The 26,990-nt window shown below is 62.0% G+C and carries 20 protein-coding genes; 7 read left to right on the top strand and 13 right to left on the bottom strand.

The features are described from left to right. The first annotated feature begins 212 nt into the window (after positions 1-212). Together BLIJ_RS04510 and BLIJ_RS04505 are read left to right on the top strand one after the other, a co-directional pair. Positions 213-1,802: an aminopeptidase P family protein gene (locus tag BLIJ_RS04510; protein WP_012577259.1), complete on the top strand. Its 1,590-nt coding sequence runs from the start codon at positions 213-215 to the stop codon at positions 1,800-1,802. Next, a complete protein-coding gene (locus BLIJ_RS04505) occupies positions 1,799-2,320 on the top strand; it encodes an NUDIX hydrolase (RefSeq protein WP_032745258.1) in 522 nt (173 codons plus the stop codon). Before BLIJ_RS04510 ends, BLIJ_RS04505 begins: the two co-directional genes overlap by 4 nt. Before the next feature lie 109 nt (positions 2,321-2,429). On the opposite strand, the gene BLIJ_RS04500 is transcribed toward BLIJ_RS04505, so the two are convergent. The 6 genes from BLIJ_RS04500 to nagB all read right to left on the bottom strand — a co-directional run bounded on the left by BLIJ_RS04500 (position 2,430) and on the right by nagB (position 8,595). Further along, positions 2,430-2,609, bottom strand: a complete 180-nt coding sequence (locus BLIJ_RS04500) for a DUF6903 family protein (protein WP_012577257.1) — start codon at positions 2,607-2,609, stop codon at positions 2,430-2,432. Continuing rightward, positions 2,606-3,538 carry a carbohydrate ABC transporter permease gene (locus tag BLIJ_RS04495; RefSeq protein ID WP_012577256.1) on the bottom strand — a complete coding sequence of 311 codons (933 nt, stop codon included), beginning with the start codon at positions 3,536-3,538 and terminating at the stop codon, positions 2,606-2,608. Before BLIJ_RS04495 ends, BLIJ_RS04500 begins: the two co-directional genes overlap by 4 nt. Positions 3,539-3,554: 16 nt before the next feature. Then, positions 3,555-4,466, bottom strand: a complete 912-nt coding sequence (locus BLIJ_RS04490) for a carbohydrate ABC transporter permease (protein ID WP_012577255.1) — start codon at positions 4,464-4,466, stop codon at positions 3,555-3,557. A gap of 146 nt (positions 4,467-4,612) precedes the next feature. Then, positions 4,613-5,950 carry a carbohydrate ABC transporter substrate-binding protein gene (locus BLIJ_RS04485; RefSeq protein ID WP_012577254.1) on the bottom strand — a complete coding sequence of 446 codons (1,338 nt, stop codon included), beginning with the start codon at positions 5,948-5,950 and terminating at the stop codon, positions 4,613-4,615. Positions 5,951-6,381: 431 nt separating this feature from the next. Further along, entirely contained in the window at positions 6,382-7,665 is a 1,284-nt protein-coding gene (locus BLIJ_RS04480) for an N-acetylglucosamine-6-phosphate deacetylase (RefSeq protein ID WP_012577253.1), read from the bottom strand. A 117-nt stretch (positions 7,666-7,782) separates the two neighbouring features. Next, a complete protein-coding gene (nagB, locus tag BLIJ_RS04475; RefSeq protein ID WP_012577252.1) occupies positions 7,783-8,595 on the bottom strand; it encodes a glucosamine-6-phosphate deaminase in 813 nt (270 codons plus the stop codon). A gap of 337 nt (positions 8,596-8,932) precedes the next feature. Between nagB and BLIJ_RS04470 the strand changes: the two genes are divergently transcribed. After that, complete coding sequence (locus BLIJ_RS04470; protein ID WP_012577251.1) at positions 8,933-10,057, top strand: ROK family protein; 1,125 nt, start codon at positions 8,933-8,935, stop codon at positions 10,055-10,057. A gap of 140 nt (positions 10,058-10,197) precedes the next feature. On the opposite strand, the gene BLIJ_RS04465 is transcribed toward BLIJ_RS04470, so the two are convergent. After that, positions 10,198-11,112 carry an ROK family protein gene (locus tag BLIJ_RS04465; protein ID WP_012577250.1) on the bottom strand — a complete coding sequence of 305 codons (915 nt, stop codon included), beginning with the start codon at positions 11,110-11,112 and terminating at the stop codon, positions 10,198-10,200. 226 nt (positions 11,113-11,338) lie between these two features. Between BLIJ_RS04465 and BLIJ_RS04460 the strand changes: the two genes are divergently transcribed. From BLIJ_RS04460 to BLIJ_RS04445, 4 genes are all read left to right on the top strand, one after another. Then, complete coding sequence (locus BLIJ_RS04460) at positions 11,339-12,553, top strand: ROK family transcriptional regulator (protein ID WP_012577249.1); 1,215 nt, start codon at positions 11,339-11,341, stop codon at positions 12,551-12,553. Positions 12,554-12,624: 71 nt separating this feature from the next. Beyond that, positions 12,625-13,521 carry a carbohydrate kinase family protein gene (locus tag BLIJ_RS04455; protein ID WP_012577248.1) on the top strand — a complete coding sequence of 299 codons (897 nt, stop codon included), beginning with the start codon at positions 12,625-12,627 and terminating at the stop codon, positions 13,519-13,521. A gap of 213 nt (positions 13,522-13,734) precedes the next feature. Beyond that, on the top strand, positions 13,735-15,030 hold the full coding sequence (locus BLIJ_RS04450; RefSeq protein ID WP_041981806.1) for a glycoside hydrolase family 125 protein: 1,296 nt from the start codon (positions 13,735-13,737) through the stop codon (positions 15,028-15,030). Positions 15,031-15,096: 66 nt separating this feature from the next. Beyond that, a complete protein-coding gene (locus BLIJ_RS04445) occupies positions 15,097-16,332 on the top strand; it encodes an AGE family epimerase/isomerase (RefSeq protein ID WP_012577246.1) in 1,236 nt (411 codons plus the stop codon). A gap of 87 nt (positions 16,333-16,419) precedes the next feature. Here the strand turns inward: BLIJ_RS04445 and BLIJ_RS04440 are convergent, their stop codons facing one another. From BLIJ_RS04440 to BLIJ_RS04415, 6 genes are all read right to left on the bottom strand, one after another. Further along, on the bottom strand, positions 16,420-17,541 hold the full coding sequence (locus BLIJ_RS04440; protein ID WP_012577245.1) for a LacI family DNA-binding transcriptional regulator: 1,122 nt from the start codon (positions 17,539-17,541) through the stop codon (positions 16,420-16,422). A gap of 193 nt (positions 17,542-17,734) precedes the next feature. Continuing rightward, a complete protein-coding gene (locus BLIJ_RS04435; RefSeq protein WP_014484724.1) occupies positions 17,735-19,447 on the bottom strand; it encodes a dipeptide ABC transporter ATP-binding protein in 1,713 nt (570 codons plus the stop codon). A 5-nt stretch (positions 19,448-19,452) separates the two neighbouring features. Further along, positions 19,453-20,634, bottom strand: a complete 1,182-nt coding sequence (locus BLIJ_RS04430) for an ABC transporter permease (protein WP_012577243.1) — start codon at positions 20,632-20,634, stop codon at positions 19,453-19,455. 1 nt (position 20,635) lies between these two features. Beyond that, on the bottom strand, positions 20,636-21,730 hold the full coding sequence (locus BLIJ_RS04425; protein ID WP_014484723.1) for an ABC transporter permease: 1,095 nt from the start codon (positions 21,728-21,730) through the stop codon (positions 20,636-20,638). 210 nt (positions 21,731-21,940) lie between these two features. Further along, positions 21,941-23,566 carry an ABC transporter substrate-binding protein gene (locus tag BLIJ_RS04420; RefSeq protein ID WP_012577241.1) on the bottom strand — a complete coding sequence of 542 codons (1,626 nt, stop codon included), beginning with the start codon at positions 23,564-23,566 and terminating at the stop codon, positions 21,941-21,943. Between the two features lie 250 nt (positions 23,567-23,816). Continuing rightward, positions 23,817-26,981, bottom strand: coding sequence for an alpha-mannosidase (locus BLIJ_RS04415; RefSeq protein ID WP_012577240.1), 3,165 nt, complete (start codon positions 26,979-26,981; stop codon positions 23,817-23,819). Positions 26,982-26,990: the final 9 nt, after the last annotated feature.

Here is a 26,990-nt window from a genome sequence, read left to right as displayed (position 1 = left end):
CTCAAGCCCATGCCCCTCTCCTTCCCTGCCGAGAACAATAAACGGGCCCGCATTCCAGCCCGATGCACTCGCAATATGGGCATGTCCAGAAGACCGTCCAAATTCCGTACTTGGTTTTACCGTCAGCCGTCAATCGTGGCACATCGCATAAAGCCGACTAGTATGAAGTGGGAATCGATGATTCGACAACAACTACATACAGGAGAGTGGCAATGGGTGAAGTGATCACCGCCAAGGACAAGGAATATGAGGCCGAAGAGCGCGCTACGGCGCCGGGCGCGAACCAGTCGATGAGCGACCGCGTGAACAACCGCTCGCTGCGCCCGCAGTCGGCCGCATTCAAGGAGTTCATGAAGTCCGGCTGGGCCGATGACGATCCGGAGATCAAGCCTCTCGAATCCTCCAAGTTCACGCCAGCCCGTCTTGAGGCGCTGGGCAAGGCATTCCCCGGCGAGCGTCTGGTCATTCCGGCCGGCCAGCCGAAGGTGCGCAACAATGATTGCGATTACATGTTCCGCCCGGACACCACGTTCGCCTACTACACCGGCCTGGGTTCCGATTATGAAGCTGGTGCCGTGCTGGTCCTGAACCCGGTCGATCCCGACTCCCCCGAAGCTGCCGCCGGCAAGACCCACACCCCGGAACTGTTTGTGGCACCGCGCGCCGACAACTCCACCGAGGACTTCTTCATGTCCGCCCACTACGGCGAATACTGGGTTGGCCCGCGTGCTGGCCTCCAGGAGATGCAGGCGATGACCGGCATCGAAACCCACGACATCGCCCAGCTGGCTGACGCCCTGTCCAAGGACGTGGGTGCCGAGGCCGGTGCCGTGCGTGTGCGCGTGGTCAGCGAGACCGACCCCGAAATCACTTCGATGGTCGAGTCCATCCGCGAGGCCAACGGTTTCGCCGATCCGGACAAGAACTCCGCATCCGACGACAAGCTGCACGAGTTCGCCGCCGAGGCACGCATGGTCAAAGACGGCTACGAAATCAACGAGATGCGCAAGGCCGTGGACGCCACCAAGCATGGCTTCGACCGCCTGCTGTCCGCACTGCCGGACGCGCTGGACAAGCCGCGCTCCGAGCGTATCCTCGAAGGCGCGTTCAACGCTGTATCCCGCGAGATCGGCAACGCCGTCGGCTACGACTCCATCGTGGCCTCCGGCCCCCACGCTCCGATTCTGCATTGGATGCGCAACACCGGTGTGGTGAAGAACGGCGACATGCTGTTGGTGGATGCCGGCGTTGAGGTCGATTCCCTGTACACGGCCGACATCACCCGTACCTTCCCGACCAACGGCAAGTTCACCGACTTCCAGAAGCGTCTGTACCAGGCCGTGCTCGACTCGCAGCAGGCCGGTTTCGAAGCCGCCAAGCCGGGTGCCACCTACTCCGACATCCACCACGCCTGCATGCGCGTGATTGCCGAATGTCTGCACGATTGGGGTCTGCTGCCGGTGAGCGTCGAGGAGTCGCTGTCTCCGCAAGGCCAGCAGCACCGCCGTTGGCTCGCCTGCGGTGTGGCCCACCACTTGGGTCTTGATGTGCACGATTGCGCGCAGGCTCGTTTCGAGTCCTATCAGGGCGCGCCGATTCGTCCGGGCATGATCTTCACGATCGAGCCCGGCCTGTACTTCCGCGAGGATGATCTGCTGATTCCGCCGGAATACCGCGGCATCGGCATCCGTATCGAGGACGACGTGCTCATGACCGAGAACGGCCCCGAATGGATTTCCGCCGGCATCCCGAAGACCATCGAGGGAGTCGAGGCGTGGATGTCGGAACGGGCCAACGCATGAGCACGCCCCCGTTCATTCTGGAACTGCGTAAGAAGATCGGCCATGATTTGTTGTGGCTGCATGGCGTGACGGCATGCGTACTTGACGAACATGGACGCATACTGCTGGGTCGGCGCGCCGACACCGGAGAGTGGGCGATGGTGTACGGCATCATCGACCCGGGCGAGCAGCCTGCCGACGCCGCGGTACGCGAGGTGAAGGAGGAGACCGGCGTGGACGTCGTGGTCACCGACTTGGTGTCCGTGAATTCCGAGCAGCGTATCCTCACCTATGCCAACGGCGACCACGCGCAGTATATGGATCATTCCTTCCTGTGCGCGCTCAAGCCCGGCGGCAATGCCGAACCGTTTGTGGGGGATGACGAAAGCCTCAACGTCGGCTGGTTCGCATTGAACGAATTGCCCTCTCCCCTAGCCCATAGCACCACGGAACGCCTGTCGGTGTTCCGCCGCTATCTTGAGGCCAAGGCGAAGGGCGACGCCCATGCCTTGTTCATGGCCGACGGCCGGATGCACTAGCCGCGGCTCGTGCGCCTTCGTTTCTTGCCCTTTTTCATGGGAGGGGCGAGAAACGGTGTGAGGCAACGGCCTGGGTGACCAGGCCGTTGCCTCACACCGTCCGGCCGGATCATCGGTTATGCGCGTTGTACCACCACACCACGCCGATCACGCCGGCCAATCCGATGAGTTCCAGGCAGAGCCCGTCCCATCCGTCACGACCGACGCCGACGATGGTCAGCACCACGAAACAGACATACAGCGTCACTTTGACCGTCGTGGCGATCACGCTTTTCGTCCTGTCGCTCATTTGATTCCTCCCATGGTCGAGGTTTCGAGGAGTTTCTTCTGCACGACGGCGTAGAAGATCAGCACCGGCACCATGACGATCACCATGCCGGCGTACAGGCGCCCGTAGTTGGTGGCCGCCTTCTGCGTCTGCATGAGGTTGAGCAGGCCCACTTGCACGGTGCGGTTGTTGCCGGTCATGAGGGTCATGGAGATGATGTAGTCGTTCCAGTAGGTCAGGAAGTTGAACAGCATCGACATGGAGATGGCGGGCATGGCCATCGGGAAGAAGATGCGGGTCATGATCCTGGTTTGCGAGGCGCCGTCAATCATGGCGGCCTCCTCGTAGTCCTTCGGAATGGAGGCGAAGAAGTCCTGGAGCAGGAAGATGGTGAATGGCAGCGACGTCGAGGCGTAGACCAGCGCCAGGATGAACACGTTGTTCACGAAGAACCCGTTCGGCATGATGTTGTAGAGCAGCTTGTCGGCGTCCACAAGCATCAGGAAGATCGGCACGACGATGTAGTTCACGTTGATGAACAGGCCGGCCTGAACGGCGAGTTTAAGAATCTTCTTGCCCGGAAAATCGAAGCGCGCGAGCACGTAGGAGCAGGGCAGCGCGATCACCAGCACCATGGCCATCGACATGACGGTGACCAGCACCGATGTGCCGAAGTACTGTCCGAGCTTGGCGTCCACGAAAGCATCCGCATAGTTCTGCCAGTGCAGGCCCTTGGGCCAGGTCCAGGGTGATCCGTAGAACTCACTTTTATCCTTGAACGAAGCCACGAACACCCACAGGGTGGGGATGGCGATGCCCAAGGCGGCGATTACCAGCACCACCTGGCCAACCATGCGGCCCGCCGTCCATGAATGGGCCGAACCTCGATCGGCCGCCGGACGCACGCGCCTGGAGTGGGCCGGTCTTCCGGAAACTGATGAATAAGCCATGATATCTCGCCCTCCTTTAGTATTGCAGCACTTCGCGCTTGGTGGCACGGTTCACGATCAACGACATGATGAAGCTGAACAGGAAGATCACCACGCCGATCGCCATGCCGTAGCCGTAGGACGAGTTCGAATACGCCTGGTCGTACATGTAGCCGAGCAGCACTTGAGACGCGTTATCGGGCCCGCCGTTGGTCAGGGCCGTAACGAGCACGAAGCTGAGGTTCACCGAACTGATGATGAAGAAGGTGAGCGTGGTGCGGATGTTCGCCCAGATCAATGGGATGGTGATCGAGAACAGCTGTCGAGTCTTGCTGGCGCCGTCCAGCTGCGCCGCCTCGTACAGGCTCGGGTCGATGCCCGCCATCGACGACATGTACATCACCATGTAGTATCCGCAGGACTGCCATAGCATGGCGAAGGCGATGGAGAAGATGACGATGTCCTGATTGCCCAGCCACACCTGCTTGAGCCCGTTCAGGTGCAGGAAGCTCAGGGTGCCGTTGATCAGGCCGTTGTTCTGATCGTAGATGGCGGAGAATATGGCCGCGACCACCACGATGGACAGCACCGAGGGCACATAGAGGATGAAGCGAATCAGCGAGCCTCCGATGATGCGGTTCTGCGTGAGCACCGCGGCGAAGATGATGGCCAGCGGCATGGTGACGGAGGTGACCAGCACGAGGATGAGCACGGTGTTCTGGAACGCGTGGATGAAGTTCGGATCGACGAACAGTTTCCGGAAGTTCGAAAGCCCCACGAAGGTCTGTTCGTCCGAGTAGCCGCTCCATTTGTATACGGACATGCGGAACACGTTGACCGTGGGTATGAAGATGAAGATGATGAGCAGGATTGCGGTGGGCAGCGAGCAAAGAATGCCGAAACGGCTGCGCATCCTGCCAAGGTCGGTTGTATGTTTCGTTGAAGACATCGTTCCCCCTGAAAAGCGTTGCCTGTATGGCGCTGAGGCAAAGCGGGGCCGGAGCGGTCCGCCGCCCCGCCCGCCGCCGATGAATGCATCGGTGCGACGGGCCGGACCGTGGGACCATCTGCTCCGGCCGTTGTTCGACGGCGAGGTTACTGCTTGGCCGCCGCGTTCAGTGCGTTGCTGGTCTCGTTGAGCTTGTCCTGCCACTGCTGGAGCGTGGTCTTGCCGGAGGCCACGGAGTCGACCGCGTTGTACAGGTCGTCCTTGATGTTCTTGCCTTCCACGGTGGCGGTTGCGGAGAACGAGCCGGCCACGGCCTTGACGTTGTCCTCGTTGTAGGCGTCGTAGAACACCTTCATGTCGGAGGCCAGGTCATCGGTGTTGCCCTTGATCGGCTGGATGGCACCGGTCTTGGCGAAGATGGACGCGGCTTCGTCGGAGTACAGGTAGGCCATGAACTTCTTCGCCGCTTCCTTGTTCTTGGCCTTGGCGGGAATCCACACGGCTTCGATTGTGGTGTTGATGTAGCGGGTGCCGCCATTCTTGACGGTGGGCACCGGGGCGAAGCCCCACTCGAAGCCGCTGGTGCGCGGCGCATCCTTCATCTCGTTGACAATCCAGGTGCCGTTGGGCATGAACAGGGACTTGCCGTCGAGGATGGACTGCTGGTTCTTGGTGAAGTCCTGGGCGTTGGCGTAGCCCACGGTGTCGGGGTTGAGGTATTCGGTGACCAGCTTATAGGTGGTCTCCAACGCCTCCTTGGCCTCGTCGGTCTTCCACACGTCCTTCTTGTAGGTCATCACGTCCTGGTAGAACTGGTCGCCGCCGATGTCGGCGAGCAGCGCGTTGAAGAAGGCGTCGAAGTAACCTGCGGTCGGGTAGGTGAACAGCGAGATGCCCTTGGCTTTGGCCTCATCGCCCAGCTTGAACATCTCGTCCCATGTGGTGGGCATCTTCCAGCCGTTTTGTTCAAGCAGCGTCTTGTTGTACACCAAGCCGGAGGGTGAGTAGTACATGGGCATGAGGTAGGTCTTGTCTCCGCCGTAGGGGTTGGTGTACAGGCCGATCACGCCGTCGACGAGCTTGTCCTTGACGGTCTTGTTTTCCCCGGGGACCTTCATGTCAAGCACATCGGTCACGTCCTCGATGGCCTTGTCCTTGAGCAGCGTCTCGGTCAGTCCGGAGGTCGAGCCCTGTCCCAGCTCCACGATGTCGGGATAGTTGCCGGCCTTCATGCCCGGCGTGATCTCGTCCTCGATCTTCTTGGATGTGGTCAGTTCGATCTTGACGTCGGGATTGAGCTTCTCGTATGCGGCGACCACCTCCTTGTACATGTCGGCACCGTAGCCGCCCTCGAACGCCGCGAATTTGAGTGTGGTCTTGCCGCCATCGGAAGCGGTTACCCCACCGCAGGCCGCCACGGAAAACAGCATGGCACCGGCACCGGCGAGAGCGATGACGCGTTTCACAGTGCTGAAGTGAGTCATGATCACGAACCTCCTTGTTGTCCGTCATATGGAGAGCCGAAGCGACGGACGCCACTTCACTCTCCTGCGCGAATGCGCTTCTGTACTTCTCTGTACGTTTTCTTAATGTACACTATGTTTCTCGGCAAATGAAATCACCGCGGGATTATCGCTGCAAGACAACGAAGAACATCGTCATAAGCCTTGCAATCACTGGGGTTTCGGAAACCGTGACACGACACGGTCAGCGTTTCCAATATGTTAGCTTTGTTGCACAGACGCGCGATCCGCGACGGTGTGCGCGATGGCGGCACTGCCATCGCGCATGTCAAGCCGAACGGGGATTCACGGCATACGCATAAGCGCGGTGTGCGCGGGCGTCATGCCATCGGTCCGCCGAATCGTCGACGAACTTCCGACATGCCTTCCGCGCGCACCGCGCGCAATCGGCCTCAGCGCAACTTGCGGCCCGCGCACCACACCTGTTCGACCGTCCAATCGGCCGGGTCGGCGAGGTTGAAGTCGGCGGCATAGCCGGGGGCGATGAGGCCCAGCGGCGCCCCGGTCACCGGATTCGGCTTGTCGAAGCCGAACGCCTTGGCCGGCGTCAGAGTGGCCGCCTCGACCGCGTCCACCGGGCTGAAGCCCAGTTCGCACACCGCGCGACGCACGGCGACTTCCAGTAGCAGGGTGGAGCCGGCGATGGCGCCGTTGGAGACCAGACGCGCATGGCCGTCGACCACGTTCACGTCCAGCGCGCCCAACTTGTAGGCGCCGTCCGGGCAGTCGGTGGCGGCCATCGCATCGGTCACGAAGGCCGTGCGGTGGGGCGCGAACCGGAAGGAGAGCCTGACCATCGGATTCTGCACGTGGAAGCCGTCGTTGATGAGCTCGATGGTGACGCGCGGATCCTCCACCGCGGCCGGGATCGGACCGGGTTCGCGGTGATGCAGACCGTTCATCGCGTTGAACATGTGCGTCATGATGCCCGCGCCCGCGTCGAAGCCGGCTTTGGCGGTCTCGTAGTCGGCGTCGCAGTGGCCCACGGCCGGCACCACGCCAGCCGCGGCGAACTGGCGGATGGCGGAGATGCCGTGGGGTAGTTCGGGCGCGATGGTGATCTGACGGATGCAGCCAAGCCCACCGGAGGCGGGGTCGGCACCGGAGACCTCAAGCATCTTATCGACGATGTCGGGCACCGGGTCCTTGAGGCATTCCGGGTCATGCGCGCCCTTGCGGGCCAGAGCCAGGAACGGGCCTTCCAGATGGCAGCCGAGGATGTCGGGGCGGCCGGACTCCATCTTGGCGCGGACGGTGCGGATGTTCCGGCAGATCACATCCACCGGATTGGTGATCAGCGAGAGCACCTGACGTGTGGTGCCGTGCACGGCGTGGCCGGCCCGTGCCACGTCGATGCCATCCGACCCGTCATCGAAGCTCTTCTCCCATGCGCCGTGTGCGTGGATGTCCACGTAGCCGGGGGTCAGAATACGGCCTTCGGCATCGATGACCGCGTTGCGATCGGCCGGGTCAATCCCCACCGCACGACAGTAATGTTCGAAGGTCTCCTCCCCCGTGCCCGAGGCCACGATGACGCCCGAGGCGTCGGAGACGACCCAATATCCACGCTGTTCGCCGCGCGCATCCACCTTGCGCGCATTGCGGATGGCCACCGGGGACGGCCTGCCATTCAACGCCGTGGTCACGCGGGAAACGATCTCTTCCCTATCAGACATGTTCAACTCCTCCACATGGTTTCCCGTCCGCTCGTCTTGCGCTCAAGACGAGCCTGCAGGCGGCCCGATGGACCGCTTGCAGGCTCGAAAGCTCAGCAATGGGGCGAACGGATCGGATCAGATGCCCTGCCAGGCCGGCTTGTGGGTGTAGGCGTAGCGATAGTAGTCCTTGTGGCGCAGACGAGAGGCGGCCTCCTCATCCACGATAATCGTGGCGTGCGGGTGCATCTGCAGCGCGGAAGCCGGGCAGAACGCGGACAAGCCGCCTTCCACCGTCTCCTCGATGGCTTCAGCCTTGCCGGCACCGAACGCCAGCAGCACGAGGTGACGGGCCTTCATGATCGTGCCAATACCCTGCGTGATGCAGTGGGTGGGCACCTGGTTGATGTCGTTGTCGAAGAAGCGGGCGTTGTCGACGCGGGTCTGCTCGGCCAGGGTCTTGACACGAGTGCCGGAGGCCAGCGAGGAACCGGGCTCGTTGAAGCCGACGTGGCCGTCGGTGCCGATGCCGAGAATCTGCACGTCGATGCCGCCAGCGGCTTCGATGGCACGATCATAGGCCGGGCCGGCCAGCGCGACTTTGTCGCCGTCTTCGAGCGGAGTGCCGTTGAGTACGTCGCCGGGCACATGGACCTTGGCTGGGTCCAGGCCGAGCGGTTCGACCACGGTACGATGGATGGTCGCATGATAGGACTCAGGATGGGTCAGCGGCAGTCCGATGTATTCGTCAAGCGCGAAACCACGCACGCCCGAAACGTCAATGGCCTCGTCCTTGACGATCTTGGCGAGCGCCTGATAGGCGGCCAGCGGGCTGGAACCAGTGGCCAGGCCCAGCACGGCGTCCGGCTTTGCTTTGATCAGGTCCGCCACGCAACGGCCGTAGATCTCACCGGCCTCGGCTTCGTTCTTGACAATGATGATTTCCGGCATCGGTTTCCTCCAGTTCCGTGCGGCCCGCCCGATGCGAGTCGCTGTACTGCCGCCCGTCTTGCGGATAATGGCAACATCCTTGTCACGTCCGGGTGATGTGCGGCGTTCCAACCACCATTCGGCATAGTGCCGATTGGCGATTCGCTATTTGTTAATGATACTAACAATTTTGGACCTTGTGAACACTCACGGTGTTTCCTGACGCTTCGCACAGGTACACTGGAATTTATTGGTGAAGTTTCATAACAATTTCAACGACGAAATTGTGCTTCACCGTCTAAACTGTGTACGGAACAACAATCACCGTCCATTCGCTCGCCATCAGGCAGGAGGAAACATGCCATATCTCGGTCTCAACACAACGACCGACGACCATGAGGCCAAGGCCTCCCCCGCCGATGTGCGCCGCAAGAACCGCCAACTCATCTTCAGGTTGTTGTTCCCCACCAACCAGTATTCGCGCGCCGAGCTCGGCCGACGCACCGGATTGAGCCGCGCGGCCGTTTCCGATGTGGTCGGTCAGATGCTGGAGGAAGGATTGCTGCGCGAGACCGGTCAGGCACCCAGCGGCGGCAAAGGCAAACGAGGCACACTGCTGAGCATCGATACCGATCGGCTGCGCATCATCAGCATCGACCTGACGCAGGAGCACCTGCTGCACGGTGCAGTCACCAATCTGCTCGGACAGCCGCTACGCCACGCCGAAGTCACCCTGAACACCGGCTCATTCGTTTCCGTGGATGTGATCATCGAACTTATCGAGAAGATGCTGGGCATGTCCGACGGCGATGTCATCGGCATCGGAGTCTCCTCCCCCGGCGTGGTAGACAACGGCGTGGTCCGCTCCTCCACGATGCGCGGCTGGAACAATCTCGACCTGTCCACACCGATCGCCGAGCATTTTGGACTTGAAGTAAACGTCAGCAACGACGCCACCGCAGCCATGCTCACCGAACGTTTCTTCGGCCAAGGCGGGCCGAATATGCTCTTCGTATGCATCGAAAGAGGCATCGGCTCGGCGATTCTGCTCTCGGACACGCCGGTAATCGGCGAACTGCATGCAGCCGGCGAAATCGGCCATATTTCCATCGATCTTGATGGGCCGCTATGCCCTTGCGGCAAGCGCGGCTGCCTGGAGACGATGATTTCCGGAACCGCATTGAAGAAGCAGCTCAGCACGGCAGACGTGGAGCAGCATCAGAATATCCTCGCTCGGGCGGGCCGCTATCTCGGCCAGGCCCTGTCCATGCCTGTGGGCCTTTTGGATATGGCAGACGTATGCGTCTATGGGCAGCCGAACATCATCAACGAGACGTTCGTTGACGCGGCCCAGAGATATCTGGATGCCGCCACGTCCTCGTCCTTCCACAAACACACGGTAATCCGGCGCTGCGAATGCGGACCCGACATCACCGTGCAGGGCGAGGCCATCGCCGCGGTCTTCCAACACTTGACCAAATAAAAGCCGGTCACCCCGGCAACGAAACGCGCAAGACCAAGCGCGGCACAGCACGATATAAAGCGATATAGGACTGCGTGGAAGATGGGGCCTCGGAGACAAATCCGACGCCTCATCTTCCATGCCCCGGCACTATGCCAGTGCTACGCCGCCATGGCGGCACCGATGGCTCCAACCGGTTGGCCGACGGGTGCCAGACGCAGCCGGGCCGGCAGGTCCAGCGTTTCGAGGAATCGGCATTGCGATTCGCGCCGGCGCAGCTCAGCCGTGATCACCTCGACCAACGGTTCGCCGGTCTTGGCCATGCCGCCGCCCAAGATAATCAGCCGCGGATCAACGGATTGGGCCAGAATCTGTATAGTGTCGCCGATGGCGCGCACTACCATGTCCAGCACATCGACGGCCTCGGCCTCCCGCTTTTTCGCGCGACGAATCAGGTCGGGCATCGGCGGGTCGGCGTTGGGCCACAGACGCCCCACGGATGCGCCCGAGCAGACGGTTTCCAAGCATCCGTATTGCCCGCAAGGGCACTTGAGGCGATGAGGTTCGACTGGGATATGGCCGATTTCGCCGGCCGCACCGCTATAGCCATGCATCAGCACGCCGTTTTGGACAATGCCCGCAGCCAGTCCGGTGCCGAAGTTCAGGAACGCAATGGTACCGGCCATGCCATCCGCACCGCCCAACACGGTGGCCGCACCGACGGCGGCGGCGTTGACGTCGTTTTCCACATGGGCCTGCACGCCCGAACGCTGCGAGACCAACGGCCCCATGTCCAGCGAGACCACGTCGAGATTCACGATATTGCCCACATGCCCGCTGGCTGAATCCACCGTGCCAGGAGTGCCGATGCCGATGGCGCTCACCTCGTCAAAACGCTCACCCGCCGCCTGATGTGCCACAGCGACGATGTCTTCGATCACGGCATCGTTGCCATGTCTGGCGGGAATGCGGGTGGAACCCAATACCGTGCCCATTGCGTCAACCAGCACAGCTTCGATTTTTGTTCCGCCCACGTCAACACCGATTCTGAGATTGTTCATAATGTTTTCGGACATCAGCCCTCCCCTGTTCTTCATCGAACGTTTCGCTTGGTATAAGTGTGCATCCGACTATTGACAACTATCTTAACAAATTCACCCAAGGCGACACTCACATACACGACACGCCGAATGACATATTGATTGCGTCAATTAATTAACAGCGTTAATATCTTAATCAAGTTCAGATTCAAAGACGAGCGGAACAACTCGCAGCGGTGCAGACAAGGAGGACTTAAGACCGATGGCAACAAACACCGCCCATGCCACTTCCCAGGCCAGTGTCTCCGAATCCAACCGCTCCCGCATCGTCAAGCACCTGTATCACAACGGCATCAGCTCCCGCGCGCAAATCGCCAAGGCACTGGAACTCACCCCCGCGGCCATCACCAAAATCACCGCACGCCTTATCGAGGCCGGTATGATTGAAGAGACCGGCGATTTGGAAGGCTCCAAGAACCGCCGTTCCATCGGTCTCAAACTCGACACCACGCGGTTCCGCATCATCGGCATCAAATTCGCCCGCTCGCTGGTGCAGATCGGCGTGTTCGACCTGTGCGGCAACACCCTGAGCTTCGAAAACCTGCCCACGGTGTACGACAACACCATCAACGACACCATCGTCACCATCCACCAGCGCGTCGAACAATTGCTCGACAACGACCCGTCCATCGTGGCCATCGGCATGGCGGTGCCCGGCCCCTATCTGCGTAACGTAGGCCGCACCGCCGTGGTGTCCAGCATGCAGGGCTGGCGCAAAATCAACTTCATCGACGAATTCGCCACCGCTTTCCGCGTGCCTGTATTCATCGAACAGGACGCCCGCGCCGGCGCCCTCGCACATTATCTCTTCGACCCGTCGGTGCACGCCGACGGCAACCTCGCCTATTATCTGGTCGGCGAAGGCGTGGGCCTCGGCGTCATCGACAACGGTCGCCTCATCAACGGCTTCCTCGGTGCCGCCACCGAAATCGGACACATCTCCATCGACGTCAACGGCCGCCCCTGCGATTGCGGCAACGTCGGCTGCCTTGAACGCTACTGCTCCACCCCCGCCATTCACGACATGCTCATCGCCGATGGCACCGTGGTTCCCGGCGCGGCCGATATGACCAACACCGCAGCCGCCCGCGCCCTGTTCGCCAAAGCCGGCGACGGCGACGAAGCGGCAATCGCCATTGTCCGCGAAGTCGCCCAATATGTCGGCTACGGATGCGTCACCATCTTCAACGGATACAATCCCGAGCACATCATCATCGGCGACATCGTGGCCGAAGCCGGCCCGATACTGCTCGATGAGGTGCGCGCCACGGTGGCCGAACGGGCCATCCCCGAAATCAATGCCTCCACTTCCATCAGCCTATCCACCCTGTCCGCCGACGCGGCGGTCTCCGGTGCCGCAGCAGTGGCGGTGACCCAATTCCTCGAACACCCCTCAGTATTCTTCGATGTCTCCTAAAACAAACGCCGACATCACAAGATTTTCCATACGAAACACCCGATAAAGGAAACAAAGGAAAGGAACCAACCATGACTACCCCGATCGTTCTGAGCCTCGGTGAACTGCTGTGGGATATGCTGCCGAGCGGCAAGCGAGCCGGCGGCGCCCCCGTCAACTTCGCCTACCACGCGATGAAGAACGGCACCGAAGGCTGGGCTATCAGCGCGGTCGGCGAGGATGAACTCGGCGACGAACTGATTGCCAAGGCCAACGAGGCCGGCATCAACACCGTCATCCAGCGCAACGCCTGGCCGACCTCCACCGTCGAGGTCGCGCTGAAGAACGGCATCCCGGAGTACACCATCGTCAAGGGCGTGGCTTGGGACCACATCCTGTACACCCGTCAGCTCATCGACGTGGTCTCCAAGGCCGACACCGTCTGCTTCGGCACCTTGGCCCTGCGCTCTCCCGAATCGCACGCCACCATCACCGAGCTGCTCAAGCACACCAAGCCGGGCGCGATGAAGTTCTTCGACATCAACCTGCGCGGCGACCACTACTCCAAGGATCTCATCGAGGAACTGCTCAAGGCCGCCACCGTCTTCAAGATCAACGACGAGGAACTCCTGCTGCTGCGCGACATGTTCGACATCCGCGGCACCTCCGGCGAAGATGCCTCCCGCTGGTTCATCGAGGAATTCAGCCTCGACTACGTGATCCTGACCGCCGGCTCCGCCTACTCCACCATCATCTCCCGCAAGGGCGAGGTCTCCACGCTGGACACCCCGCACGTCGAGGTGAACGACACCGTGGGTGCGGGTGACTCCTTCTCCGGCACCTTCACCGCCCGCATCCTGCTGGGCGACACGCTGGCAGAAGCACACCGCAAGGCCGTCAACACCGCCGCCTACGTCTGCACCCAGGCCGGCGCCTGGCCCGATTACCCGGCCGAGATGCCCGACTATCTGGCTGAAATCGGCAAGTAATCCACCCATCCCCTTATCCGCCATTCGTGCGACTTCACGAATCGACTGATCGCAACCGGTGAGATTCTCCGAACAGGAAATCTCACCGGTTTTTTCATATGGTGCGCTCACACTCATGCTCTTCACGTCCTTTCGCGTGTCATGAACTAAAGCGGTTTAGAATAATGCTGTTCCCTTGATATGCATATCCCCCAAAACAAAGAAGTTGAATTTATGGCGACCACCGCGATACCGAAGTCGGTCTCGGATTTCATGCAGCACATCACGGACCTGTGCGGCACCGAACACGCCGCCTGGGCCGAGAACTTCAACGCCTGCTTTGCCAACACCCTGACCACCACGGTCAAACGGCATGACGACGGCACCACATTCCTGCTCACCGGCGATATCCCGGCCATGTGGCTGCGTGATTCGACCGCGCAATTGCGCCCGTATCTGGCCCTTGCCGTCGAAGACGGCGATCTCGCAAACATGATCGCCGGCCTGGTACGGCAACAGTTCCGCTACATCACCATCGACCCGTATGCGAATGCCTTCAACGAAGAACCGAACGGTGCTTCCTGGGACAACGATCAGTCCGACTTCTCCAGCCCTTGGCTGTGGGAGCGCAAGTACGAGGTGGATTCGCTGTGCTACCCCATCCAGTTGGCTTGGATGCTGTATGCGAACACCGGCAACGCCGATCACTTCGATGCCGAATTCATTGCCGGCGTCAAGAAGATTCTTGACGTCTTCGAGACCGAGCAGCATCATGAACGCTCCCCGTATTTCTTCATCCGCGACACGGACATCCCCACCGAATCGCTGAGCAATGACGGCAAGGGGGCGCCGGTGGCGTACACCGGCATGACCTGGTCCGGCTTCCGCCCCAGCGACGACGCCTGCACCTACCACTATCTGGTGCCCTCGAACATGTTCGCCGCCGTGGTGATGGGCTATCTGGAACGCATCTTCGGCGGTGAGATTCTGGATGATGCCGATATCGCCGCACGCGCCGGCGAGCTGCGCCGCACCATCACCGAAGGCATCGAAAACCACGCCAAGACGACGAACCGCAATGGAGAGACGATTTACGCGTTCGAAACCGATGGCCTGGGCCATGCCATCATCATGGACGACAGCAACGTGCCCTCGCTGATGGCGGCCCCCTACCTGGGCTATTGCGCACCGGACGACCCGACGTACCTGGCGACCAGACGCACGCTGCTGAGCGACGAGAACCCCTACTACTACGAGGGCACGCATCTCAAGGGCATCGGCTCGCCGCACACGCCGCCGCGCTATGTGTGGCCCATCGCCCTGTCTATCGAGGCGATGACCAGCGACAGCAAGGACTTCAAGGCGCATATCCTCGACCGTCTTGTAGCCACCGACGCCGGTACGCATCTCATGCACGAAGGCATCGACGTGGATGATCCGACCAAGTACACGCGCGAATGGTTCAGCTGGTCGAATATGATGTTTTGTGAACTGGTCATGGACTATTTCGACATTCGTGTGAAGCACTAAGACGTGCCCGCCGCATGCTCATTGCGCACCCACCGCATGTTCTTGTTAAGGAAAGGAACAATCATTATGACCAATAACCCACGGTATACGCTCGGCACCGAAGCCAACCGCATTTTCATGGCTTCCGAAACCTACGAGCTGCTGAAGTTCGGCAAAGGCTTTCCAGCGCCGAACGGCGGTTCCGGCTGGCTGAACGCCGACGGCACCCTTGACCCCTCCCACGGCGTCGAAACGTGGATCACCAGCCGTATGGCCCATGTGTATTCGATTGGCGACATGCTCGGATACCCGGGTGCGGGCGAGCTGGCCGATGCAGCGCTCAAGGGATTGACCGGCATCCTGCATGACGACGAGCACGGCGGTTGGTATGCGCAGGTGTTCGCGGACGGCACCCATGCTCCGGGCAAGGTCTGCTATGCGCATGCCTTCGTGATACTCGCCGCATCCTCTGCCCTGCTGGCCGGACGTCCGGGTGCCAAGGAACTGCTTGCTGAGGCGCTTGCCACGTATGACAAGCATTTCTGGGATGACGAAACCGGTTTGGCCGTCGATACCTGGAACACCGAATTCACCGAGCTCGACCCGTACCGTGGCCTGAACGCCAACATGCACACCACCGAGGCGTTCCTGGCCGTGGCCGACGCCACCGGGAACAACACCTATCGCGTCCGCGCCGGCCGCATCATCGACCACGTCATCGAATGGGCGGCACACAACCGGTGGCGCATCCCCGAACATTTCAAGTCCGATTGGTCACTGGACCTCGAATGCAACGTCGATAAGAAGGATGACCAGTTCAAGCCGTACGGCGCCACGCCGGGTCACGGCATCGAATGGGCCCGCCTCATCGTGCAGTGGGCGCTGAGCTCCTTCGCCAACCGAGACGGCGCGCGGCCCTACATCGACGCCGCCGAGCACCTGTTTGCGCGGGCGGTGGACGATGCGTGGAACGCGGACGGCGCGGAGGGGCTCGTCTATACGACCGACTGGAACGGCACACCGGTGGTCACCGACCGCATGCATTGGACGGCCGCCGAATCGTTGAACACCGCCGCCACGCTGTATGCGGCCACCGGCGAGAGCGCGTATCTCGACTGGTATGCCACGTTCGCCCAGTACGTTGACGAGCACGTCATCGACCATAAGGGCGGCTCCTGGTTCCACCAGCTTGACGGCGACAATCGCGTGATCGGCACGGTCTGGCCGGGCAAGTCCGACCTGTACCACGCCTTCCAGTCCACGTTGATTCCGTTCCTCGACCCGGCCGTCTCCATCGCCACCGCGGTCAGAAACGCGGCGTGACCATCGCCGTGGCGTCCTCACGCCGGCAATCGCTGACGCGGGCGGGGCGCATCACGGCACATCGTCCCGTGATGCGCCCCGCCCGCGTCATGACGGATCCACTGGTTCGGACGTACTGTCTCTGACCACCAGTTTCGGGGTGAGAATCCGCCTATTGCCACCCACCTGCTCGCCGGCAAGCACCTTGAGCAACAGCCTCGCCACTTTGACGCCGTATTCGCCGGCATCGCGGTGCACCGAAGTGATCGACGGATACGCCGTCTCGCAGATGAAGCTGTCCTCGAAACTGACGATGGCGGGCAATCCGCTGGGATATGCCGCGAACCGCCCCTCCCCCGACGCCAATCGCCCAATGGTGGCGGCACAGGTGGCATAGGCTTTGGCCATGGCATGCAGACTCGCCGCCGCAAGAATCTCCGTCTCATAGATGAACGCGGTGGGCGGCTGCGGCGAGCGCAACATCCCCATCGTCAGCGTCACGGCCCGTTCGGCGGCGAAATTCGTGAACTCGATGGCGATGGACTCCAGTCTGCGTCTCTTGGCGAACGAGCGGAACGCCGCCACACGCCCCTGGGAATAATCCAGATTGGCGTCGCCGGAAAGGTAGGCGATCCGGCGATGCCCCAACGACGACAGATGTTCGAGCACGGTGCCCATGGTGCGCGAATCATCGATGGACAGGGAGGGAACGTAATCATTCGGATCGGGTCCGCCCGCCAACACCGCGCGGACCCCCAACTCCCTCAACAGCGCGGGCCGCGGATCATCGGCCCGCAGGTCGACCAGAATCACGCCATCCACGCGCTTGCTCGACGCCCAGCCCCGATAGACGCTCATCTCCTCGTTCAACGATCGGCATGGTCGGTACAATAGACCGTATCCCTTGGGACTGAGCGAGGTATGCACGCCGGCCATGAAATGCAACATGAAGGTTTCATCGGTGAGTCCCTGCACGGATCGCGCGGGCGCGAAGCCTATGGTCATGGTTCTCGATGAACCCAACGCCTGCGCGGCGTAGACCGGCGTCCATCCGAGTTCCGCCGCGACCTGTTTGACCCGCCGCCTGGTCTGCTCGGAGACGCCGGGCCGGTCGTTGATGGCAAAGGACACCGCGGTCTGCGAAATGCCCAGCTCGTCCGCGATGTCCTTCAAGCTCACACGCTGCGCACCTGTAGACGCCGGCGATGACGCCCCGCGAGCAGGTCCCATGAATACTCCTCCTTGCAGCCACGATGCGAATACCACGCTACAACACATTATGCTTCCCGCCGCGCACCACACCCCGATTGTCGCGCCGGATGTCCGAAGCGGACAACCATGAGTGTGGGTTCGCGGGCGAAGCAAGCCTCGACGTCCTCGCCGTATGGACGAAGCACACCATGCCGCCGTGCGGGGTGACTCGTTACTTCCCGCTGGCGAGCAGTTCGTGAAGATGCGCGCGGTGCAGCCTCTGCTCGCGCGGATCGGGCACCGGCAGGGAGGCCAACAGCTTCTGCGTGTAGGCGTTGCGCGGATGCCGCATGATCTGATCGGCGTCGCCATGCTCCACGATCCGCCCCTTATGCATCACCATGACGCGGTCGGCGAGCATATCCACCACCGCCAGATCGTGGGTGATGAACAGGCAGGCGAAGCCGATCTCCGCCTGCAGCCGCTTGAACAGCTCCAGCACCTTGGCCTGAACCGACACGTCCAAAGCCGATGTCGGCTCGTCCGCGATCAGCAGGGAGGGCTTCAGGGCCAGGCCCCGTGCCAGCGAGGCGCGCTGACGCTGCCCGCCGGAAAGCTCGTGGGGGAAACGGTTCATGTAGGCGCGCGGCAACTGCACCATCTCCAACAGATCTCCCACATAGTCCCTAGCCTCGGCCACCGAACCATACTTCCTGTGCACGATCAGCGGTTCGGCCACGTTTTCCGCAATGGTCATCAACGGGTTGAACGAGGAGCCGGGATCCTGGAACACGAAGCCGATGTCGGCGCGCTTGGGTTTGAAGTCCCGCTCCCTGACACCGTTCATCTCCACGCCAAGCACGTTCAATGACCCGCCGGACACTTTCTGCAGGCCGGCGATGGCACGACCGGTGGTGGATTTGCCGGAACCGGATTCACCCACCAGGCCGAGCACTTCGGAACGGTGAATCGTGAAGTCCACGCCGTCCACGGCCTTGAAATCGGGTTGCATCAGATGCCCGGGATACGTGATCGTCAATCCCTTGGCCTCGACGGCCACCGGCTGCTCGCGCCAATCGGATTTGCGTTCGATCACGCGACCGTCCGGATCGCGCACGACCAGCTTCTGGCCGACACGCGGCACCGCGCCCAGGAGGCGCTTGGTGTAGTCGTTCTTCGGGTCGTAGAACACCTGCTCCACGGTGCCTTGTTCGACCACGTGTCCACGGTACATCACCACCACCTGGTCGGCGATGTCGGCGATCACGCCCATGTTGTGGGTGATGATGAGCACGGACGCATCGAATTCGTCTCGCGCCAGACGAAGTAGGTCGAGAATCTCGGCCTGGACCGTCACGTCCAGAGCGGTGGTGGGCTCGTCGGCCAGGATGAGGCCGGGGTTGAGCACCAACGCCATGGCGATGACGATGCGCTGCTTCTGACCGCCGGAGAACTGATGGGGGTAATAATCCACGCGGGTCTCGGCGTCGGGGATGCCGACCTTGTTCAGGATGTCGACGGCTTTGGCGCGCAGCTTCTTCCTGTCCTTCAGCCCGTGGGCGCGCAGGCCCTCCTCGATCTGCCATCCGATCGTGTACACCGGGTTGAGCACCGAGTTCGGCTCCTGAAAGACCATCGCGGCTTCGGATCCACGCATGTCGCGCAGCTGTTCGCCGGAAAGCGAGAGCACGTCCAGGCCATCGGAGCCGTCACGCCGGGAAAGGTACACCGCTCCCGACGTGGTGGCGGTTTCCGGCAACAGTTTGATGATGGAGCGGGCGGTCACGGATTTGCCGGAGCCGGATTCGCCGACCACGCCGACCACGGTTTTACGTGGGATCGTGAAATTCACGTTCTCTACGGCTTTGATGGAGCCCGCATCGGTCATGAAGGAGACGGACAGATCCTTGATGTCGGCCAGATTATGTTGACGCTGTTCACTCATAATGCTCATTCCTTGCCCTTGGTCGCCGGCGCGACGGTGCCTTCGCCGGTCCACTCGGATGCGGTGAAGTCCGGGTCGTGATCGATGACGGTGGACGGCGGATTGACGTTGGAATCCAATTCGGCGATCACTTCATTGCGCACGGAGGGTTTCTCGGTGGGATCCACGGAGGTGTCTTCGATGGATCCCACCACTTCGCCGGCGGACTTGCGCGCGCGCAGGCGCGGGTCGGCAAGGTCGTTGAGGGATTCGCCCACCAGCGTGATGCCAAGCACGATCAGCACGATGGCCATGCCCGGGAACACCGCGGTCCACCAGATGCCGGCGGTCACGTCGGAGACGGAGCGGTTCAGGTCATACCCCCATTCGGCCGCGGCCGTCGGCTCGATGCCGAAGCCCAGGAAGCCCAGACCGGCGAGGGTCAGGATGGCTTCGGACGAGTTCAGCGTCAGAATCACCGGCAACGTGCGGGTGGAGTTCTTGAGCAGGTGCTTGGTCATGATCCGCCAGGTGGAGGCGCCGACCACACGGGCCGATTCCACATAGGCGGATTCCTTGATGCGGATCACCTCGGCGCGAATCGTACGGAAGTACTGCGGAACGTAGACCACGGTGATCGAAATGCCCGAAGCCAGGATGCCGCTCCACAGGCCGGACTGCCCGTGGGAGATCATGATGGCCATCAAAATGGCGAGCAACAGCGAGGGGAAGGAGTAGACGGCGTCGGCGATCATCACCAACACACGGTCCACCCAGCCACCGAAATAGCCCGAGACCAGGCCCAGCATCACGCCGGCGAAGATGGAAAGCAGCACGGCCACGACGATGGCGATCACGGCGGTGCGCGCGCCCCACACCACACGGGAGAACACGTCGAAGCCACCGGCGGTGGTGCCCCAGATGTGTTCGGCGCTGGGGGCGGCCTGCGCCGGGAAGGAGACGCCGTTGGCGTCCTTGATCTGCGCATGGCCGTAGGGGGCGATCAGCGGCGCGAAGACGGCCACCAGCAGGAAGAAGGCGGTCAGCGACAGGCCGGTGACCAGCATGGCTTTCTGCCATCCGACCGCGACGCGCAGCTCCTTGATGATCGGGATCTTGGACCATAACGGCGCGCCGGCGTTGACGTTGAGCTTGTTCAGGCGTTCGTCGCCCGGCACGGTGACTTTGTTTGCGGATGCGTTGGACACGTCAGTACCTCACTCTCGGGTCGATGAGCGCGGCGATCACGTCGACGACGAAGTTGACGACGGCCACGATGACGGCGATCAGGATCACGATGCCCTGCACGGCCACGAAGTCACGGGCTTTCAGATATTGGGACAGCATGAAGCCCAGCCCTTTCCACTCGAAGGTCGTTTCGGTAAGCACCGCGCCGGCGAGCATCAGGGCGATCTGCATGCCCATGACGGTGATGATCGGAATCAGCGCCGGCTTCCAGGCATGCGTGTTCAACAGGCGCTTCTCGCTCACGCCACGAGAACGGGCGGCCTCGACATAGCCTGCGTTGAACGTGGAGATCACGTTGGTGCGCACCAGACGGATGAACACGCCTGCGGTCAGCAGGCCCAACGCCAACGCGGGAAGCACGGCGTGGCGCAGCACGTCGGCGAGCACGGTCATGTTGCCCAGCTGCAGGGCGTCGATGATGTAGAAGCCGGTGGGCGAGATCAGTCTCGAGAACTGCATCTCGGACGCCAATGACGATCGGCCGGAAGCGGGAAGCACGTTCAGCCAGATGGCGAAGATCAGTTTCAGGACCAGGCCAAGGAAGAAGACCGGCGTGGCGTAGCACAGGATTGCGAAGGTGCGGATGCCGGCATCAGCCGCGCGGTCGCGCCGGCGTGCGGCAAGACGCCCCAGACCGATGCCGACGATCAGCGCGACGATCAGCGCGAGGAAGGCCAGTTCAAAGGTCGCGGCGCCATAGTGGGCGAGGATGGCGCTCACCGGCTGGTTGTCGGTCAGCGTGGTGCCGAGGTCGCCATGCAGCAGGTCACCCAGATAATCGGCGTATTGCACGATCAGAGGCCGGTCGTAACCGGCGGCGTGGATGCGTCGCTGCAGCTCCTCGGGGGTCAGCCGTCCGCCCATCGCGGCGGAGATCGGGTCACCGGTGGCGCGCATCACGAAGAAAACGATGGTGACGAGAATGAAGACGGTGGGAATGATCAAAAGGAACCGAGTGAGGACGAAACGGAAGAATCCACCCGACAGTCGGTTCTTTTTGGCTTGTTTCGGCTTCGCCGCATCAGGTGCGGCGGCCGGAGCTGCTGTGTTGGACACGCGGCGCTCCTTACGGTAAAGGCCAATGGAAACGATTGTTCCTCCCGGCACGGGAGGCGATGACAAAGTCGCGTCACGACACGCACCTTCCCTATGCGGGGAGGTGGGACGCAACGCCGGAAGGGAGAGACGCGCCGGGCGAATGCCCGTTACGCGCGCTCTCCCTTCTCCCGCCTTGCGGCGGATGGCTCCCGTCGGGGAGCATGCAGGTCACTTGGTGACGGAGGAGTAGCGGAAGCGGAAGGATGCGTCAAGCACGACGCCCTTCACGTTCGAGCCGGCGACGGCGGTCTGAGCACCCTGCAGCAGCGGGATGGTGGACAGATCGTCGGTTTCGAGCCGCTGAATCTGCTTCAGGGTCTCGGCTCGGGCGTTCTCGTCGGTTTGGACGGCCTGCTTGACGATGAGGTCGTTGATCTCCTTGTTGGAGTATCCGTTGTTCACGAAGTTGCCGTCGCGGAAGAACGGGGAAAGGTAGTTGTCCGGATCGGAGTAGTCCGGGAACCAGCCGAGCTGGTAGACCGGGTATGCGCCGTCGGAATCCTTGGTGACCACACGGTCCTTGTTGTACTGAGTCCATTCGGTCTGCTGCAAGTCGACGGAGAATAGGCCGCCCTCCTCGAGCTGGGACTTGATCGCGGCGTACTCGTCAGCGGAGGAGGAACCGTAATGGTCGCCGTTGTACTGCAGTTTCAGGTCGACCGGAGTGGTCACGCCGGCGTCCTTGAGCGCCTTCCTGGCCTTGTCGACGGAGGGCTTGCCGTTCTCGCCGTAGGCGGCCTTCAACGTGTCCTCGTGGCCGGCAAGGCCATCGGGGATGTAGGAGTACATCGGGGTGTAGGTCTTCTTGTAGACCTTGGTGGCCAGTTCGTCACGGTCGATCAGGTTGGCGACGGCCTGGCGCACCGCCTTGGCCTTGTTGGCGTCGGCGTTGGGCTGGGATTCGCCGAAGGGCTGGATCTTCATGTTGAAGACGAGCAGACGCTCCTCGCCGCCCGGTCCCTTGATGACCTGCAGCTTGGAGTCCTTGGACAGGTCCTCGATGTCGGTCGGGGTCAGGGAGCGGTAGGCGACATCGACCTGCCCCTGCTGCACGGCCATCTTCAGGTTGGAGGCGTCGGCGAAGTACTTGACCTGCACCGCGGCGTTCTTGGCGGGGGTCAGGCCTTGATAGTCGGCGTTCTTCTCGTAGGCGGCCGTCTCGTTGAGTTTGAAGGAGGTCAACGAGTAGGGGCCGGCGAAGGCCTTCTTGGACACGATGGTGTCGGCGTCGGTCAGCTTGTCGGCGGCGAAGGAGTCCTCGTCGACGATCGGACCGGCCGGGGAGCTCATGACCTGCTTCAGGGTCACGTCGAAAGGCACGGCGTCGGTGAACACCACGGTGGTGTCGTCCACGGCCTTGACGTCGGTGATGTTGGCCAGCAGCGAACTCGGCCCGTTCTCGTCGTTGATCTTCTTGACGCGATCGTAGGAGAACTTCACGTCGGAGGCGGTCAGGTCATTGCCGTTGGCGAATTTCAGACCCTTCTTGAGTTTGACGGTGAACTGGGTGCCGTCCGCGTTCCAGGTGCCGTTGTCGGCGGCGATGTCGGCAGACAGTTCGGAGGTGTTGTAGTTCTGGGCGTACAGGAACGGGAACACCTGAATCTGCACGGCGTAGGAGCCGTTGTCGTAGGATCCGGCCGGATCGAGGCTGGTGATCTTGTCGGTGGTGCCGATGGTGACGGCGGAGCTGCCGCCGGCCGTGGCGGCATCATCCTTCACGCCGCCGCATGCGGCGAGGGACGCGATGGCGGCCACGGAAGCGATGGCGGCCAGAATCTTCTTGGAATGCACGGGAGTCCTCTCTCTGTAATGGCATCGCCGCGCCTGTGCTGTGGACACGGCCTTTCCGCCGACTATCGCCCCGGTTTGTTAACCGTGCGTTTCCGAATCGGACTTCTTTCATTCCACTCGTGACGCATGGCGGCTGATTTTCGGCGGTATTGAGCGGTTTATCGGATTCCTGTGACATCTGGCCCCGTGGGGCCGCATGGTGAGACAAACCGTCGCGTCTCGCCATCGGCCCCACGGTCCCGACATGCCGTCACCGGCGAATGCGCAGCGTGGCGAGCTGGAACGGCGCCAGTGCGATGACCGCGCCGTCCGCGGGCACCGGCTCATCGCCGGCAAGCGCGCGCGGCAGTTCGGCGTCCAATTCCGCCGACTCCATGATGTTCACCTCCCGCACGGAAGCGTCGGAGCCCATGAGGGCGGAGTCAAGGCGCAGTGTGGCCGTGGCATTGCCGCCGGCGGCCTCGTACAGGCGCACGATCAGATCGCTGGAACCGTCATCGGCGAGCTTGATCCAGTCCAATACGATGACGCCGGTGGCGTCGGCGAGCGAGACCAGCGGCGCCATATCAGGCAACTCCCCTATTACGGGGCTGTTGAGTCGCGCCGCTTCGTCCAGCACCGCATTCATATCGGCGTCAGCGACCAGAGACCATGCGAAGGAGTGTGCGCCTTGGTCGGTGTGTGGGTCGGGGTACAGCGGCGCGGACAGGAGCGACAGCCGCACCATGGTGCCGCGGCCGGCGCCGTGCGCCGCGGCGGCGTGGATCGGACTGACATCGGATCCGTACGTGGAGGCGTTGACCACGGCCGCGGCATAGCCGGCGTCGGCGATGCGCACGAAACGATGCGTGCAGCTTTCGAATTTGGCCTCGTCGCCGCGCGTGTTCTTGGCGATCGGACGTTCGACCAGCCCGTACTGGCATTCGTATTGCGCGTTCATCGCCTGCACGCTGATCGGCATATCCACCTTGAGGAACTTCTCGACGGCGTGCCAGTCCACGTCGGCGGCGAAGTCCATCGTGGCCGAACCCGGGTTCAGGGTGATGGACGTGCGAATATCGACGCCCTCCGAGCGTGCGACGGCATGCACGACGACCCCGCCGCAGCCGGTCTCGTCGAGACTTTCGATCGAAGCTTCGGCGAGCGGGGAAGCGGTGCGGAACGCATCGCGTTGGACATCCCAGGCATCCCAGTGGGACGGTTCGTCCTTGAGCATCTCGTAACGGCCCAATCGGGTGCCGGCCGGCACCAGTTCGCGGCCGTTGCGTTGATCGACGAGCGACGAAACGGTGCCGTCGGCCTCGATGCGCACGTGCAGGCGGCCGTTGTCGAGCACGAGCGCATCGCCGTCATGACCGACGGCGACCCGGGCCCCGGTCGTGGCACCGTCTTCGGCCAGCGCCGACGCCGGACGCACCACCCACGCATCCTCGGCACGCCGGGAATACGGGACGATCATGGCATCGGCGATGATCGCGGCATCGTGGTTCACGGCCGCGATGGCGCGCCCCGCGTCAAGGATGATCCCGTCCAGTCGGGCGATGTCCCGCTCGTATTCCGCCCGCGCCTGACGATGCACCCACGCGATGGCCGAGCCGGGCAGGATGTCGTGGAACTGGTTCAGGAGCAGCGTTTTCCATATGCGGTCCAGCTCTTCGCGCGGATAGACATAGTCCGGGTTCTTGATGCGGGCCACGGCGCACAGGTATTCGGCGACACGCAGCATTGACTCCTCCTGGCGGCAGCCGCGCTTCATGTCCTGCTGGGTGGTGAGGGTGGCACGGTGCAGTTCAAGGTACAGTTCGCCCTTGAACACCGGGGTCTCTCCTTGCGCATCGTCGACGATATCCTTACGCACGCGGTCGAACAGTTGGTCGGGAGTACCGAATTCGATCTTCGGCGCGCCGGCGAGATCATGGTCGCGGCGGATGCGCGCGGTCATCTCACGAGTGGGGCCGCCACCGCCATCGCCGAAGCCGTACAGCAGAATCGCGTTACGGGAGAGGTCCTTGTCCAGGAAGTTGCTCTGCGAATACATCAGCTCATGCATGCTCATCCACGAGCAGTAGGTATCCGAAGGCGGGAAGTGCGTGAGAATACGCGAGCCATCTATGCCTTCCCACATGAACGAGTGGTGAGGGAACTTGGTGGTGTCATTCCACGAGATCTTCTGCGTGAGGAACCAGTCGAATCCTGCACGGCGGGCGATCTGCGGCCAGGAGCCGGTGTAGCCGAAACTGTCCGGTAGCCAGATGCCACGCGGCGTGACGCCGAGATGCTCCTTGAAATATCGGCGGCCGAACGTGATCTGCCGCACCAATGATTCGCCCGCGGGAATCATGTTGTCGGATTCGACCCACATGCCGCCGACCGGGATGAAGCGGCCCTCGGCGATGCGCCGCTTCATTCGTGCGAACAGGTCGGGATGCTCCTCTTCCAGCCATGCGTACTGTTGGGCGGAACTCATCGCATACGTGAAGTCCGGGTCTTCGTCCATCAAAGCCAGCACGTTGGATACGGTACGGGCCACCTTGCGCCGGGTTTCGCGCACCGGCCACAGCCATGCGGAGTCGATATGCGCGTGGCCGATGGCGATGTGGTTGATTGCGCTGGAGGCGGCCGGTTCAGCAAGCACGCCGGCGAGCGCCGCACGGGCTGCCGACACGGTTTCCAAGTCGCGTTCATCGTAGATGTTCAGGGAGCGTTGCAGTGCTTTGGCGAGCTGCCAGTAGCGTGGGTCGTCGTCTTTGAGCTCACGAATCAGCGAGGAGACGGTTTCCAGATCCATGTAGTAGGCGAACACGTCTTCGTTGAAGATGGTGACGTCCATACGACTCAGTGTGTATGGGAAGTCACAGGTGCCGGTGGCCTCTTCGCCGAGTTCGGTGGGTGAGAACGGGGTGGGGCCTTCGACGAATGGGTTGGCGGCGGCTTCGATATAGACGGTGAAGTCGCCATGCTCATCGAGTTCGACAGTGCTGCTACCGTCCGCGTAGACGAGTGGAATCCAGTGGTTGCGTGGGTTCGCGGATTTGATGGCGGTGCCGTCGGCACGATAGACAAGTCCCTCGGATTGGAATCCGGGGCCGCGGTGATCGAGCCAGCCGAGGTCTACCATGAGTTCGACTTTTCGTCCTTTGACCGCCGCCATGTCGATGTGGCCGTTCACCTCGAACCATGTGGTGCCCCATGTGGTGCCCCATGTGGTGCCCCAGACGCCGGGAACGCGGAAAGGTTCGAAGGGCACTTGGCCGTTGCGCACTTTGGCTAGAAATTCACTGGAGGGCACCGGTTCGCCGGGATTGTGGAACGAACGCAAGGTGCATGCGGCGAGTGTGGTGTGGATATGCGGTTTGACACGCTGCTGCATGACGCGGTCGCAGCGCTCCAACTGCTGATTGGGCAGAAGAAACATGGAGAGTTC

It is taken from the genome of Bifidobacterium longum subsp. infantis ATCC 15697 = JCM 1222 = DSM 20088 (genome assembly GCF_000269965.1).
Classification (GTDB): domain Bacteria; phylum Actinomycetota; class Actinomycetes; order Actinomycetales; family Bifidobacteriaceae; genus Bifidobacterium; species Bifidobacterium infantis.
Note: the sequence above shows the minus strand (reverse complement) of the source record. Positions and strands in the feature narration are given on the sequence as shown.